This window comes from Streptomyces sp. BRA346 (genome assembly GCF_052851135.1).
Window position 1 is genome coordinate 181808 of record NZ_JAIWIH010000012.1, and the last position, 14414, is coordinate 196221.

The 14414-nt window shown below is 70.8% G+C and carries 12 protein-coding genes and 2 tRNA genes; 10 read left to right on the forward strand and 4 right to left on the reverse strand.

Going from position 1 to position 14414, the window contains the following annotated elements:
* Nucleotides 1-7 precede the first annotated feature (7 nt).
* Complete coding sequence (locus LCH29_RS17170) at nt 8-766, forward strand: AIM24 family protein (protein ID WP_446462599.1); 759 nt, start codon at nt 8-10, stop codon at nt 764-766.
* A 49-nt stretch (nt 767-815) separates the two neighbouring features.
* On the opposite strand, the gene LCH29_RS17175 is transcribed toward LCH29_RS17170, so the two are convergent.
* Both LCH29_RS17175 and LCH29_RS17180 read right to left on the reverse strand, forming a co-directional pair.
* Nucleotides 816-1361: an NUDIX hydrolase gene (locus LCH29_RS17175; RefSeq protein ID WP_446462600.1), complete on the reverse strand. Its 546-nt coding sequence runs from the start codon at nt 1359-1361 to the stop codon at nt 816-818.
* Nucleotides 1358-2803, reverse strand: coding sequence for a zinc-dependent metalloprotease (locus LCH29_RS17180; protein ID WP_446462601.1), 1446 nt, complete (start codon nt 2801-2803; stop codon nt 1358-1360). The genes LCH29_RS17175 and LCH29_RS17180 overlap by 4 nt, the downstream gene beginning before the upstream one ends.
* A 191-nt stretch (nt 2804-2994) precedes the next feature.
* Here LCH29_RS17180 and LCH29_RS17185 point away from each other — a divergent pair, with 191 nt between their 5' ends.
* The 4 genes from LCH29_RS17185 to LCH29_RS17200 all read left to right on the forward strand — a co-directional run bounded on the left by LCH29_RS17185 (nt 2995) and on the right by LCH29_RS17200 (nt 6142).
* A complete protein-coding gene (locus LCH29_RS17185) occupies nt 2995-4104 on the forward strand; it encodes an SDR family oxidoreductase (RefSeq protein ID WP_446462602.1) in 1110 nt (369 codons plus the stop codon).
* Nucleotides 4105-4175: 71 nt separating this feature from the next.
* Nucleotides 4176-4634: a molybdenum cofactor biosynthesis protein MoaE gene (locus LCH29_RS17190; protein WP_446462603.1), complete on the forward strand. Its 459-nt coding sequence runs from the start codon at nt 4176-4178 to the stop codon at nt 4632-4634.
* Nucleotides 4635-4808: 174 nt separating this feature from the next.
* Nucleotides 4809-4988 (forward strand): hypothetical protein, encoded by a 180-nt coding sequence (locus LCH29_RS17195; protein ID WP_079152613.1) that lies wholly within the window; start codon nt 4809-4811, stop codon nt 4986-4988.
* Between the two features lie 65 nt (nt 4989-5053).
* Entirely contained in the window at nt 5054-6142 is a 1089-nt protein-coding gene (locus LCH29_RS17200) for a YlbL family protein (RefSeq protein ID WP_446462604.1), read from the forward strand.
* 88 nt (nt 6143-6230) lie between these two features.
* Here LCH29_RS17200 and LCH29_RS17205 read toward each other — a convergent pair whose 3' ends face one another.
* Complete coding sequence (locus LCH29_RS17205; protein WP_446462605.1) at nt 6231-6797, reverse strand: PPA1309 family protein; 567 nt, start codon at nt 6795-6797, stop codon at nt 6231-6233.
* A gap of 134 nt (nt 6798-6931) precedes the next feature.
* On the opposite strand from LCH29_RS17205, the gene LCH29_RS17210 reads away from it, so the two are divergent.
* The 4 genes from LCH29_RS17210 to LCH29_RS17225 all read left to right on the forward strand — a co-directional run bounded on the left by LCH29_RS17210 (nt 6932) and on the right by LCH29_RS17225 (nt 12183).
* The gene (locus tag LCH29_RS17210) at nt 6932-9877 is read left to right on the forward strand and encodes a UPF0182 family membrane protein (RefSeq protein WP_446462741.1); all 2946 of its coding nucleotides are present in this window, start codon (nt 6932-6934) and stop codon (nt 9875-9877) included.
* 52 nt (nt 9878-9929) lie between these two features.
* A tRNA-Met gene (locus tag LCH29_RS17215) sits at nt 9930-10003 on the forward strand.
* A 170-nt stretch (nt 10004-10173) separates the two neighbouring features.
* A complete protein-coding gene (locus tag LCH29_RS17220) occupies nt 10174-12003 on the forward strand; it encodes a tetratricopeptide repeat protein (RefSeq protein ID WP_446462606.1) in 1830 nt (609 codons plus the stop codon).
* Nucleotides 12004-12109: 106 nt separating this feature from the next.
* Nucleotides 12110-12183, forward strand: a tRNA-Met gene (locus tag LCH29_RS17225).
* Between the two features lie 138 nt (nt 12184-12321).
* Here LCH29_RS17225 and LCH29_RS17230 read toward each other — a convergent pair.
* Nucleotides 12322-12735, reverse strand: coding sequence for a Fur family transcriptional regulator (locus LCH29_RS17230; protein ID WP_009715192.1), 414 nt, complete (start codon nt 12733-12735; stop codon nt 12322-12324).
* Between the two features lie 147 nt (nt 12736-12882).
* On the opposite strand from LCH29_RS17230, the gene LCH29_RS17235 reads away from it, so the two are divergent.
* Nucleotides 12883-14349, forward strand: coding sequence for a catalase (locus LCH29_RS17235; protein ID WP_446462607.1), 1467 nt, complete (start codon nt 12883-12885; stop codon nt 14347-14349).
* The last annotated feature ends 65 nt before the right edge of the window (nt 14350-14414 follow it).

The following is a 14414-nucleotide window of genomic DNA, read 5'->3' on the forward strand; positions in this document are numbered from 1 at the left end:
AGGACACATGCAGAGCCCGCTTTTCGGCTACACCGAGGCCCAGACCGAGGACCGTTACGCGCTCCAGAACCGCAAGATGCTGCGGGTCGCGCTCACCGGCCACGAGGACGTGCTCGCCCGCAAGGGCAGCATGGTCGCCTATCAGGGGCTGATCGAGTTCGACGGCGAGTACCAGACCCCCGGCCAGCGGCGCGCCCGCGCCCGCACCGGCGAGGGCCTGGATCTGATGCGCTGCTCGGGGCAGGGCACGGTCTTCCTCGCCAACCTCGCCCAGCACATCCACGTGGTGGACGTGGACCACGACGGCCTGACGGTCGACAGCGCGTACGTGCTGGCGCTCGACTCGACGCTGCACTGGGAATCCATCGCGGTGGACAGCCAGTTCGGCATCACCGGCTCCGGCAAGTACAACCTCAACATCTCCGGCCGGGGCAAGGTCGCGCTCATGACCTCGGGCAAGCCGCTGCTGCTCCAGGTGACCCCGGACAAGTACGTCAACGCCGACGCGGACGCGATCGTCGCATGGTCCAGCTCGCTGCGCGTCCAGATGCAGGCGCAGACGCATTCCTCGGGGGTGTGGCGCCGGCGCGGCAACACCGGAGAGGGCTGGGAGCTGAGCTTCCTCGGCCAGGGTTACGCCCTGGTCCAGCCCAGCGAGCTGCTGCCGCCGCAGAACGCGGTGGTCGGCAGCGGCGCGGCCGCCCAGTTCGGCATGGGCCAGCAGGGCGCCCGCGGGCAGAACCAGGGCAACATCTTCAGCAACTGACGGCAGCGGCAAGGCGGCATGGGGCCGCCGGTCCGTGCCCGCGGGCTCCTCAGACCAGCGCGCGGGTACGGGCCACCAGATGGCGCACCGACGCGTCGGCCACGTCCGCCACCTCGTCGTACCCGAACCAGCGCAGGTCCAGCGACTCGTCGCTGATCGCCGCCGTCGCGTCCGGCGGGGCCACCGCCGCGTACTGCACGTCCAGGTGCCAGGCGCACGGCGTGTGGTGCCGGTCGAGCCGCACCGGCCCGCCCGGCAGCAGGGTCAGCCCCGCGATGCCCGACTCCTCGGTGGCCTCCCGCAGCGCCGCGTCCGCCAGCGTGGTGTCCTCCGGCTCGCAGTGGCCGCCCATCTGGAGCCACATCCGCAGCTTGCGGTGGAGCGTGAGCAGGACGCGCTCCCGCGGTGGGTCGATCACCAGGGCGCTCGCCGTGAGATGCCCGTCGCCGCACGCTTTCCACATGCCGTCGGGATACGCGGCGAGATGGTCGCCGTACGCCTGCCGCAGCCGCTCCTGGTCGGCGTCGGGCGCGGGCCACCGTTCGAGAACCCGCGCCGCGTCCTTATGAAGGGTATGGGGGCTGTGAAGGCTCACTTCTCGCCGTCGCCCCGCTCGTCGTCCTTACGGTCGTCACGGTCGTCGGAGCCCTCCGCGCGCTCCTCACCGCCCGCGGCCTCGCCGAGCATCTTGTCCAGCTCGGAGAAGTCCAGCTGCTCGCGGTGGACGAAGCCGTCCGGGTCGTCGAGGTCCTCGGCCGTCGGCAGCATGTCCGGGTGCTCCCACAGCCCGTCGCGGCCGTCCACGCCGCGCGCGTCGGTGAGCGACGCCCACAGCCGCGAGGCGTCCCGCAGCCGGCGCGGCCGCAGCTCCAGGCCGATCAGCGTGGCGAAGGTCTGCTCGGCGGGCCCGCCGCTCGCCCGGCGGCGCCGCAGCGTCTCGCGCAGGGCGTCCGCGGACGGCAGATGGGGCTTGGCGGCGGCGTGCACCACGGCGTCCACCCAGCCCTCGACCAGTGCGAGGGCCGTCTCCAGCCGGGCCAGCGCGGCCTTCTGCTCCGGGGTGTCCTCCGGCTGGAACATGCCCTGCTGGAGCGCTTCCTGAAGCTGCTCGGGGTGGGTCGGATCGAGCTGGCCGACCGCGTCCTCCAGCTTCGCGGTGTCCACCTTGATGCCGCGGGCGTACCCCTCGACGGCGCCGAACAGATGCGAGCGCAGCCACGGCACGTGCGAGAACAGCCGCTGGTGGGCCGCCTCCCGCAGCGCCAGGTACAGCCGCACCTCGTCCTTGGGGACGCCGAGGCCGGAGCCGAGCGCCGCGATGTTGACCGGCAGCAGCGCGGCCTTGCCCGCCGGGCCCAGCGGGAGCCCGATGTCGGTCGAGCCGACCACCTCACCGGCCAGCACGCCGAGCGCCTGCCCGATCTGGGTGCCGAACATCGCGCCACCCATCGAACGCATCATCCCGAGCAGCGGGCCGGCCATGGCCTGCATCTCCTCGGGCAGCACGTCGCCCATGGCGGAGCCGACGCGCTCGGCGACCGGGTCGACCAGGTCCTTCCACACCGGCAGCGTCGCCTCGACCCACTCGGCGCGGCTCCACGCGACGGCGGCCCCCGAGCCCGAGGGCAGCGACGTGACCCCGTCCAGCCACAGGTCCGCCAGGCGCACGGCCTCCTGGACCGCGGCGCGGTCGGCGGGGCCGACGCTCTCGTCCTTGGTGCCGTCGGCGGTGCCGCGCGCGACGGTCTGCCGCGCGATGTCCTTGGCCATGTCCCAGTTCACCGGGCCGCCCTCGTACGAGAGCATCTGCCCGAGCTGCTGGAAGGCGGCGCCCAGGTCGTTCGGGTTGAGGGAGCCGAACATCGCGGCGAACGGATTGTCCGCGCCGCCTGCTCCGGCCGGGCCGCCCGCCCCGCTACCGAACCCGAAGGGATTCGCGGGGCCCTGCTCGCCGCCCTGGCCGCCCTTCTTCTTACCGTCGTCGCCGTCCTCCGGCTCCTCCGGCGGAAGGCCGAATCCGAATGGGGTGTCACTCACGGGGTTCCTCGGCTCGTTGGGCCACCGGCCACGGACCGGCGGCGGATGCCCGACATCACCACCCAGCCTAGACACCTCGCCGGTTTACGGGCTCAGTGCTTCGCTGATCGCCGAGCTGCGGCAGGATGGGCGTTACCTGGTACGTACGTGTGCACGCGCTGCGTACTGAAGACAACCGCTGGAGACGCCCGGTGAGTTCCCCAGACCGAGAAGTTCGCGCTGCGCGAAACGATACGGCCCGTACCGCACGACGCCCCGTCGTGGCGGTCACCGGTGCCGCCTCGGGCCCCGGCGCCCTGCTCACGCAGCGGCTCGCGGAGTCCGAAGAGATCAAACAGGTGCTGGCCCTCGACGAGCGGCGCGGCGAGGTGACCGAGGCGCAGTGGCACGTGCTGGACGTGCGCGATCCGGCCATCGCCGAGAAGCTGCGCGGCGCCGACGTCGTCGTGCATCTCGCCGTCGACCTGGACTTGGGCACCGACCCCGCCGCGCGCACCGCCTACAACGTGCGCGGCACCCAGACCGTGCTGACCGCGGCAGCGGCCGCCGGGGTGCACCGGGTGGTGCTGTGCACCTCCGCGATGGTCTACGGCGCCCTCGCCGACAACGACGTTCCGCTCGCCGAGGACGCGGAGCTGCGGGCCACCGCCGAGGCCACCGGCGTCGGCGACCTGCTGGAGATCGAGCGGCTGGGGGAGCGCGCGCCCCGGGCGCATCCGGGGCTGAACGTGACCGTCGTGCGCCCCGCGATCCTGGTCGGCGGCACGGACACCGCACTCACCCGCTACTTCGAGTCGCCCCGGCTGCTGGTGGTCGCGGGATCCCGTCCCACCTGGCAGTTCTGCCATATGGAAGACCTGGTCAGCGCGCTGGAGTACGCCGCGCTGGAGAAGGTCGAGGGGGAGCTCGCGGTCGGCTGCGACGGCTGGCTGGAACAGGACGAGGTCGAGGAGCTGACCGGGATCCGGCGCATGGAGCTGCCGTCGGCGGTCGCCCTCGGCGCCGCGTCCCGGCTGCACCGGCTGGGCCTGACCCCGTCCCCCGCCGGGGACCTCGCGTACACGATGCACCCCTGGGCGGTCAGCGGCAGCCGGCTGCACGCGGCGGGCTGGCGGCCCCGGTGGACCAACGAGGAGGTGCTGGCCGAGCTGCTGGAGGAGGTCGCCGGGCGGCATACGGTCGCCGGGCGGCGGCTGGGCCGCAAGGACGCCACCACGCTGGGCGCGGCGGGCGCGACCGTCGCCCTGGTGGGCACCGCCGCGATCGTGCGCCGCGCCCGCAAGGCGCGCCGCCGCGCCTGAACCCCCTCGCGAACCGGCAGCCCGCCGGGACAGTCCGCCACCACGGGACGGCATACGGCACGATGGACGACATGGCACACACGTACGATCACCCCGGCGAAGGCGCGGCGGCCGACCCCATCCGCCTGCTCGCGGTCCGCGATACCCCGCTGTCGGTGGACGAGGTGTTCGGGGCGGTCGGCGACGCCGCGGCGGGCGGTACGGCGCTCTTCGTGGGCACCGTGCGTAATCACGACGGGGGCGCGGACGTGGGCGCCCTCGGCTACTCCGCGCATCCGAGCGCCGAGGCCGAGCTGCGCCGGGTGGCCGAGAAGGTCGCGGCGGACTTCCCGGTGCGGGCGCTGGCCGCCGTCCACCGGGTCGGCGATCTGGTGGTCGGCGACCTGGCCGTCGTCGTGGCGGTTTCGTGTCCGCACCGCGCAGAGGCGTTCGCCGCCTGCCGCCGGCTGATCGACGACCTCAAGAGCGAGGTCCCGATCTGGAAGCACCAGACTTTCGCCGACGGCACCGAAGAATGGGTGGGCGCGTAGCGGGCACGCGAGAAAGACAGCGCCCGGCGGGCCGGGATAACAGTTACGCCATGAAGTCCACTCGGAATGGTGTACTCCACTTGCGTAACCGGCACCCCGCCGTGAGCGTTGACCTCGCGGAGGATTAATCTGCTCATCTGTCAGTCGCGGTGCTTAAGGGGTCGGGAGGCCGCTATGGGAGCGCTTCTCTGGTTGACCATTCCCGTTCTCGCGGCGATAGCCGCCACGCTCTATGCCGGTTGGGCCGCGCGCAACAACCGCAAGAGCGTGGGGGACGTCGAAGAACTGGCCGGATATACACGGTTCCGAGAGGCAATGGAACGCGCGCGCACGGATACGGACGCGGCGGCCTGAGGCCCGGCCCCTCGTACGGACGGCCCCGGGAGTGGACTGCCGTACGCGTCCCGTACTGTCGTTCCATGCCACGCCGCACCGCGACGATGCTCGCCTCCCTCCTGATGCTGATCGCGCTGCTGTGCGCCGGTGTGCTGATCCCGGTGCCGTACGCGGAGATGTCTCCGGGGCCGACCTACAACACGCTGGGCGAACACAACGGCGAGTGCGTGCTCCAGATCTCCGGCCACAAAGGCTGTGAGACCACCGGGGGCCACCTCAACATGACGACGGTCCGGGTCACCGGCTCCGAATACCGCATGAACCTCGTGGAGGCCGTCTACGGCTGGCTCTCCCACGACAACGTGGTGGTGCCGCACGACACCCTCTACCCGGACGACAAAACTCCGGACGAGGTGAACCAGCAGAATGCGGAGGAATTCAGCCAATCCCAGGAGAGCGCCAAGGTCGCGGCGCTCAAGGCGCTGAACAAGAAGGTCACCTCCCAGGTGATCGTGGGTGCCGTCGTGAAGGGCAGCCCGTCCGAGGGCAAGCTGCACGCGGGCGACGTGATCAAGTCGGTGGACGGCACCGCGGTGCCCGAGCCCGACGACGTCGCCAAGCTGGTCACCAAGCACAAGCCCGGCGAGAAGGTGACCTTCTCGATCATCCCGGCCAAGCAGGCCGCGGCGGCCGAGAAGAGCGGCAAGCGGCCGACCGGCGAGAAGCAGATCTCGATCACCACCAAGAAGGCCGGTGGCCGGGCCATCGTCGGCATCCAGGCCGGGATCGACTACACCTTCCCATTCAAGATCGACATCAAGCTGGCCGACGTCGGCGGGCCGAGCGCGGGTCTGATGTTCGCCCTCGGCATCGTGGACCGGGTGTCCAAGGAGGGCGACCTGACCGGCGGGAAGTTCATCGCGGGCACCGGCACGATCGACGACAAGGGCGTCGTGGGCCCGATCGGCGGGATCGGGATGAAGACGATCGGCGCCCGCGAGGCCGGCGCCCGCTTCTTCCTCACCCCCAAGGAGAACTGCGCGGCGGCGGCCAAGGACGTACCGGACGGCCTGCGGCTGGTGAAGGTGCACACCATCGACGACGCACTGAAGGCCCTGAAGAAGATCCGCTCGGGAGACACCGCGGGTCTGCCGCGGTGCGCCGCGAGCTGAGCGCGGCGGTTCCCTGACGACGCGCGAGGCGGCCGCCGGACATCTGGTCCGGCGGCCGCCTCGCGTCCGGGGCCGGACTGCCCCGGCGTCAGTCGGTGGCGAAGGTGGCGGCCAGCGCGTCGGCGAGCCCCGGCACCAGGCCGGACCCGGTCAGCACCTCGGTCGCGGAGTCCTTCTCGCGCAGCCGCAGCGCCGACTCGCGCTCCCCGTCCCGCAGCACGGCGACCGTCATACGGACCTCCTGGCGCTCGGGGTGCTCCGCGACCCAGGACGCCAGCTGGGCGTCGTCCATGTCCTTCGGCACGGAGGATTCGGCGGACGGCGGCAGCATCAGCCGCTCCACGGTCATGGCGCAGCCGATCACGGCGTCGGGCCAGGCGATGGTGGCCAGGAATTCGTCGAGCGGGGCCTGCGAGGGCAGCTCGTCCTGCTCGATGGGGGTGAGGGACGCCGCGGGCTCGTCGCCGTCCTCGTCGAGCCCGAGCTGGCCGGCCAGCTCGGGCTCCTGGGCGCGCAGCTGGGCGGTGTCGACGAGGGCGAAGAGCCGGGCGGGCTGATCCCAGCCGAGCCCGGAGGCGTACTCGTCGATTTCCAGGACGGCGCGGGTGAGCGGATTCGCGGCAAGGGGGCCGGTACCGGGGGTTGCGTTGGACATGCTTCATATCGTGCCCTGATCGGACCCGGAATCGGGAACTGAGTAAAGCCTGAGTAAGTTGCATCAGGTGGGCCCTTCTGTCCGGGCCCGTCCAGACAACAGCGAACTTCGAGGTGCGCACCTTGGCTTTCCAGATGCCGGACCGCGGCGGAGGCCCGACGGGGCCGCGGATCAGAGTCGGCCGACCGTCCCGGCGAGTCCGGACCCTGTTCATGACCTTGGGTGTGCTGGCCGTGCTGGCCATGCTCTTCGTCATGTTCGCGGGGTTTTGGACCGATTGGCTCTGGTATCGCTCGCTTCATTACTCATCGGTCTTCAGCACCACCCTGCGGACCAAGATCGGACTGTTCTTCGTCTTCGGGCTGCTGATGTCCGCGGCCGTCGGGGTCAACATCTGGCTGGCGCACCGGCTGCGGCCGCCGCTGAGCGCGATGTCGATGGAGCAGCAGAGCCTCGACCGGTACCGGATGGGCATCGCCCCGTTCAAGAAGTGGGTGCTGCTCGCGGTCACCGCGCTGGTCGGGCTGATCGCCGGGGCCTCCGCGGCCGGTCAGTGGCGGCTGTGGCTGCTGTGGATCAACAGTGTGCCCTTCGGCCAGAAGGACGCGGAGTTCCACAAGGACGTGGCGTTCTTCGCCTTCGACCTGCCCTGGTACCGCTTCCTGCTGAGCTTCGGCTTCGCGGCCACGGTGCTCTCCCTGATCGCCGCGGCCCTGGTGCACTACCTCTACGGGGGCCTGCGCGTCACCAGCCCGGGTGCCCGGGCGACCGGCGCGGCCACCGGCCATCTGTCGGTGCTGGTGGGCGTCTTCGTGGCCCTCAAGGCCGTGGCGTACTGGCTGGACCGGTACGGCCTGGCGGTGAAGTCGAGCGACTTCAAGGCGACGGGCAACTGGACCGGTCTGCGCTACGTCGACGCCAACGCCTATCTGCCCGCCAAGACGATCCTGTTCTGCATCGCGGTCATCTGCGCGCTGCTGTTCTTCGCGACGCTGTGGCGGCGCACCTGGCAGCTTCCGGTGATCGGCTTCGGGCTGATGGTGCTGTCGGCGATCCTGATCGGCGGGCTCTACCCGGCGATCGTCCAGAAGTTCCAGGTCGAGCCGAACGAGCAGGCCAAGGAGTCGCCGTACATCAAGAAGAACATCGAGGCCACGCGCAACGCCTACGGCATCGATGACTCCAAGGTGGCGGACTACACCGGCAAGACCGACGACAAGGCCGGCACCGAGCTGCGCCAGACCGCCGACTCGACGGCCAGCTACCGGCTGATCGACCCGAGCGTGGTCTCGCCGACCTTCCAGCAGCTCCAGCAGAAGCGGAAGTACTACCAGTTCCCGTCGACCCTGGACGTCGACCGCTACAAGGACGCCAACGGCAAGGATCAGGACACCGTGGTCGGTGTGCGCGAGCTGAACCTCGCCGGTGTGCCGAAGCGGAACTGGATCAACGACCACTTCACCTACACCCACGGCTACGGCATGATCGCGGCCAAGGGCACCAGCCCCGACCCCAAGGCGGACCAGCAGGGTGCCCCGGACTTCACCGAGGCCGGGCTGCCCACCACCGGGAATTCCGGCGGCGGGTTGAGCACCTACCGGCAGCAGGTCTACTACGGCGAGAAGACCAATCAGTACTCGATAGTGGGCGGCCCGCAGAAGGAGCTGGACTACGAGGACAACGGGGAGAAGACCACCAGCTACAAGGGCAAGAGCGGGGTCAGCCTCTCCAACCCGGTCAACCGCGCCGCCTACGCGGTGGCGTTCGGCGAGCCGCAGATGCTCTACTCCGGTGCCATCGGCGAGGGTTCGCGGATCCTGTACAACCGCACGCCCAAGGAGCGCGTCGAGAAGGTCGCCCCGTGGCTGACCATCGACGGGGACGCCTACCCGGCAGTGGTCAACGGCCGCATCAAGTGGGTCGTGGACGCGTACACCACCACCAACGGCTATCCGTACGCGTCGCGGACCACCCTCGGCGACAGCACGGCCGACTCGCTGAGCGGGCAGGACCGCTCGGTGGTCGCCCAGCAGAACAAGGTCAACTACATCCGGAACTCGGTGAAGGCGACCGTCGACGCGTACGACGGCTCCGTCGACCTCTACGAGTGGGACACCAAGGACCCGGTGCTCAAGACCTGGAAGAAGGCGTTCCCGGGCACGGTCAAGCCGAAGAGCGCGATCAGCGACCAGCTGAAGGAGCATCTGCGGTATCCGCAGGACCTGTTCAAGGTCCAGCGCGAGCTGCTGACCCGCTACCACGTCACCGACCCGCAGCAGTTCTACAGCGGCAGTGACGCCTGGCAGGTGCCGGACGACCCGACCCGCAAGGACGGCAGCGCGGTCCCGCCGTACTACCTGAGCATGAAGATGCCGGACCAGCAGAAGCAGGCCTTCTCGCTGACGACGACCTTCACCCCCACCGGGCGGCCCACGCTCGGGGCGTTCATGTCCGTCGACGCCGATGCCAAGAGCAAGGACTACGGCACGATAAGAATGCTGAAGGTCACCAATGACGTGCCCGGTCCGCAGCAGGTGCAGAGCAAGCTCAACGGCACCCCCGAAGTGGCCGAGTTCGTGCGGAACCTGCGGGGCACCGACTCGGACATCGAGTACGGCAACCTGCTGACGGTGCCGTTCAACGGCGGCTTCCTCTATATCGAGCCGGTGTACGCGCGGGGTGGCAACTCCAACTACCCGCTGCTGAAGAAGGTCGGCGTCTCCTACAACGGCAACGAACCCGCCTTCAAGAACACCCTGCCCGAGGCGCTGGACGCGGTCTTCGGCGAGGACACGTCCGACGGGCAGCAGCCGCCGGACGACAGCACCGGGAAGCCGAGCGCCGACCCCACGGTGCAGGAGGCGCTGAAGGACGCCCAGGAGGCCTGGGAGGACAGCCAGAAGGCGCTGGAGGAGAAGCCGCAGGACTGGGACGCCTACGGCAGGGCCCAGGAGGACCTCAAGGCGGCGCTGGACAAGGCTGCCAAGGCGGAGCAGAAGGCCGCCGAGAAGAAGAGCGGCTCGGGCGCGAAGACGCAGAACGAGCCGCAGGGTCAGGGGGCGTCGAACAAGGGCGGCTGACGCCCGCGACCAGGGGAAATCCCGCGCCGTGGTAGGGTTGTGAACACAACGGCGCGGGGTGGAGCAGCTCGGTAGCTCGCTGGGCTCATAACCCAGAGGTCGCAGGTTCAAATCCTGTCCCCGCTACTGACAGACGAGGCCCGGATCCGCAAGGATCCGGGCCTCGTTGTGTGTCTACTCAACGATTCGGGATACAAGCGTTTGGGTTGTCTCTCTGTGGGCAAGTCGACAAAACGCTGAAGTGACCTCGCTGGCTGCGGTATACCAGGTGTACGGCGGATGCGGGTGATGCCACGATGGGATTTATGGGGGACAGGGTCAGTCTGTTGGAGACAGGGCGTTTTGCGCACACGCATGACGATGCCGAAGAAGAGACACGGCATCGCCGTGCGGCCGACTCCGGGGATACGGCGTCGATGAGCGCCCTCGGCGCGCTGCTGCTGCGCCGCGGCGACCTCGACGGCGCCGAGCCGTATCTGCGGGAGGCCACGGGGGCGGGCGACCGCGCCGCGGCCAATAACCTCGGCGTCCTTCTCCACCAGCGCGGGTACGCCGACGAGGCGGCCGGCTGGTGGCGCATCGCCGCCGTCGCGGGATCCGCCGCGGCCGCGCACGCCCTCGGCCGCCACCACCGCGAGCGCGGCGACGAACCGGCCGCCGAGTACTGGCTGCGCCAGTCCGCCGAATCCGGCCACACCCTGGGTGCGTACGCCCTCGCCGACCTGCTCGAACACCGCAGCGACATCGGTGCCGAGCGGTGGTTCCGCACGGCCGCCGAGCGTGGCCACCGCGAGGCCGCGTACCGCCTCGCCCGCCTCCTCGACCACAGCGACGACGAGGCCGCGGGGGAGCGCGGCCGGAGCGGTGAGAGCGCGGAGCCGGAGGAGGCCGAGCAGTGGTACCGGCAGGCCGCCGCGCGCGGCCACCGGCGCGCCGCGCTCCGCCTCGGCACGCTGCTGGAGAAGCGCGGCGAGACCCAGGAGGCGGGCCGCTGGTACCTGACGTCCGCCAAGGACGGCGAGGCGCGCGCCGCCTGCGCGCTCGGCTTCCTGCTGCGCGACGCGGGCGACACCGACAGCGCGGCGGAGTGGTGGCGCCGTGCCGCCCAGGACGGCGACGGCAACGCGGCCAACGCGCTGGGCGCGCTGCACGCCGACCGCGGGGAGACCCAGACCGCCGAGCGCTGGTACCGGGCCGCCCTGGACGCCGGGGACATCAACGGCGCGTACAACCTCGGCCTGCTCTGCGCCGAGCAGGGCCGTACCGCCCAGGCCGAGCAGTGGTACCGCCGCGCCGCCTACGCCGGGCACCGCGAGGCCGCCAATGCGGTCGCCGTGCTGCTGCTCCAGCGCGGCGACGCGGCGGGCGCCGAGCCGTGGTTCTCCAAGGCGGCCGAGGCGGGCAGCGTGGACGCCGCGTTCAACCTGGGCATCCTGTACGCGGGCCGGGACGAGGAGCGGGCCGCCCGGCAGTGGTACGAGCGGGCCGCGGCCGCCGGGCACACCGAGGCCGCCCTCCAGGTGGGCATCGCCCTGCTGCGGGAGGGCGACCACCAGGCGGCCGAGCGCCATCTGCGGTGCGCCGCGGGCGGCGGCAGCGCCGAGGCCGCGTTCCGGCTGGCGGCGCTGCTGGACCGCTCGGCGGTCGGTGGTGACCCCGCGGCGACCGGTACCGGCTTCGCCGCCGGTTCCGGGACGCGGTTCCCTGTCCCGCCCGAGGACGGGCACGTGCCCGAGTACGAGGAGTGGTACGAGCGGGCCGCCCGCCAGGGCCACCGGCGCGCCCAGGTGCGCGTCGGCATGCTCGCGGCCGCCCGGGGCGAGGTGGTCGAGGCCGCTCGCTGGTACCGGACGGCCGCCGAGGCGGGCAGCAGCAACGGGGCGTTCAACCTGGGGCTGCTGCTGGCCCGCGAGGGCAGCGAGCCGGAGGCCGCCCTGTGGTGGACGCGCGCGGCCGAGGCCGGGCACGGCCGCGCCGCGCTGCGGCTGGCGCTGCTCGCGGCCCGTCGCGGCGCGTTGACCGAGGGGCAGCGGTGGTGCGCCCGGGCGGTCGAGCTGGGCCCGGCGGAGGTCGCCGAGCGGGCCGCACGGCTGCGGGACGCGCTCCAGCAGGAGCTGACCGCGTAGACCCCCCGGAGACTCTCCGGAGGGCCTCTCGGGGCCCTCGCCGGTGACGCCCGGGTAACCGGTTTGCTCCTGGCGTTGGCCTCGGGTTAAGGTTGCTTCACACCGACGCGGGGTGGAGCAGCTCGGTAGCTCGCTGGGCTCATAACCCAGAGGTCGCAGGTTCAAATCCTGTCCCCGCTACGAGAACGAAGGGCCCGGATCTTCCGAAGATCCGGGCCCTTCGTCATGTCCGGCCCCGAGAAGGCGACCCCGGGGGACGGCCCCGGGCGGATATACGTGGCCCCGGGGCGCCGGTGGCGCTCCCGGGGCCTTGAGCCGTCAGGCCGCGCAGTCGGGGCAGACCCCGCGGTAGGTCACCTCGGCCGCGGAGACCGCGAAGCCGAACCGCTCCTGCGCGGGCAGGTCGGCCAGCGGGTCGCCCACGGGGTGGACGTCGCGGATCGTGCCGCAGCGCGCGCACACCAGGTGCTGGTGCGCGTGGTGCGCGTTCGGGTCGTAGCGCTTCGCCCGGCCGTCCGTGCTGACCTCGATCACCTCGCCGAGCGAGACCAGCTCGCCCAGGGTGTTGTACACCGTCGCGCGGGAGATCTCGGGCAGACGGTCGGCCGCCAGCGCGTGTACCTCGTCGGCGGTGTAGTGCACGTGGTCCCCGTCGAGGACCTCGGCGACGACACGCCGCTGCGCGGTCAGCCGCCAGCCGCGTCCCCGGAGTCGTTTCAGCAGGTCACTCATGCCATTCACCTATCAGTCAGATAAGGACAGGGTAGCAGTGGTCGCGTCCATGCCCGGATCGGGTATCGGTCTCCAACTCTTCTTGACTTAGACAATGTCCAAGGTAGGATCGAGTTCGATCGAGCTTGAAGCAGGCAGGAGGCGCACGTGACGGTCCAGGAGAACATCACGGGTCCGCTGACCACGGAGTCCGGGGCTCCGGTGGCGGACAACCAGAACAGCGAGACGGCGGGCGTCAGCGGGCCGGTCCTGATCCAGGACCAGCACCTGATCGAGAAGCTCGCCCGCTTCAACCGCGAGCGGATCCCGGAGCGGATCGTGCACGCGCGCGGCGCCGGGGCGTACGGCACCTTCACGCTGACCCGCGACGTCTCCCGGTGGACGCGCGCGGCGTTCCTCTCCGAGGTCGGCAAGCAGACCGAGACGTTCCTGCGCTTCTCGACGGTCGCGGGCAACCTCGGCTCGGCGGACGCGGTGCGCGACCCGCGCGGCTTCGCGCTGAAGTTCTACACCGAGGACGGCAATTACGACCTGGTCGGGAACAACACCCCGGTGTTCTTCATCAAGGACGCCATCAAGTTCCCCGACTTCATCCACACCCAGAAGCGCGACCCGTACACGGGCTCGCAGGAGGCGGACAACGTCTGGGACTTCTGGGGCCTGTCGCCCGAGTCCACCCACCAGGTGACCTGGCTGTTCGGCGACCGCGGCATCCCCGCCTCGTACCGCCACATGAACGGGTACGGGTCGCACACCTACCAGTGGAACAACGCCGCGGGCGAGGTCTTCTGGGTCAAGTACCACTTCAAGACCGACCAGGGCATCAAGAACCTGACCTCGGAAGAGGCCGCGGTGCTCGCGGGCCGGGACCCGGACAGCCACCAGCGCGACCTGCGCGAGTCCATCGAGCGCGGTGACTTCCCGACCTGGACCGTCCAGGTGCAGATCATGCCCGCGGCGGACGCGGCGACCTACCGCTTCAACCCGTTCGACCTGACCAAGGTCTGGCCGCACGAGGACTATCCGCCGATCGAGATCGGCACGCTGGAGCTGAACCGCAACCCGCGGAACATCTTCGCCGAGGTCGAGCAGTCGATCTTCTCCCCGGCCCATCTGGTGCCCGGCATCGGCCCGTCCCCGGACAAGATGCTCCAGGGCCGCCTCTTCGCGTACGGCGACGCCCACCGCTACCGCGTCGGCATCAACGCCGACCATCTGCCGGTGAACCGTCCGCACGCCACCGAGGCGCGCACCCACGGCCGCGACGGCCTGCTGTACGACGGCCGCCACGCGGGCGCCAAGAACTACGAGCCGAACAGCTTCGGCGGCCCGGCGCAGACCGACCGGCCGCTGTGGCAGCCGTCCGCGGTCAGCGGTGTGACCGGTGACCACGAGGCGCCCTCGCACGCCGAGGACGACGACTTCGTCCAGGCGGGCACCCTCTACCGGCTGATGTCGGACGAGGAGAAGGAGCGCCTGATCGCCAACCTCGCGGGCTTCATCGCGCAGGTCTCGCGCGACGACATCGCGCAGCGGGCGATCGACAACTTCCGCAAGGCGGACGCGGACTACGGCAAGCGGCTGGAGGCCGCGGTCCAGGCCCTGCGCGGCTAGGACGCTTGCCGTACCAACCGGAGAGGCCGGACGCCAGTGGGCTCCGGCCTCTCCGTGTTCGCAGG

Excerpts from the sequence above, each read along its gene's own strand:
- LCH29_RS17170 (WP_446462599.1), top strand. The coding sequence starts at position 8 with ATGCAGAGCCCGCTTTTCGGCTACACCGAGGCCCAGACCGAGGACCGT.
- LCH29_RS17190 (WP_446462603.1), top strand. The coding sequence starts at position 4,176 with ATGGCACACACGTACGATCACCCCGGCGAAGGCGCGGCGGCCGACCCC.
- LCH29_RS17195 (WP_079152613.1), top strand. The coding sequence starts at position 4,809 with ATGGGAGCGCTTCTCTGGTTGACCATTCCCGTTCTCGCGGCGATAGCC.
- LCH29_RS17200 (WP_446462604.1), top strand. The coding sequence starts at position 5,054 with ATGCCACGCCGCACCGCGACGATGCTCGCCTCCCTCCTGATGCTGATC.
- LCH29_RS17205 (WP_446462605.1), bottom strand. The coding sequence starts at position 6,797 with ATGTCCAACGCAACCCCCGGTACCGGCCCCCTTGCCGCGAATCCGCTC.
- LCH29_RS17210 (WP_446462741.1), top strand. The coding sequence starts at position 6,932 with ATGCCGGACCGCGGCGGAGGCCCGACGGGGCCGCGGATCAGAGTCGGC.
- LCH29_RS17220 (WP_446462606.1), top strand. The coding sequence starts at position 10,174 with ATGGGATTTATGGGGGACAGGGTCAGTCTGTTGGAGACAGGGCGTTTT.
- LCH29_RS17230 (WP_009715192.1), bottom strand. The coding sequence starts at position 12,735 with ATGAGTGACCTGCTGAAACGACTCCGGGGACGCGGCTGGCGGCTGACC.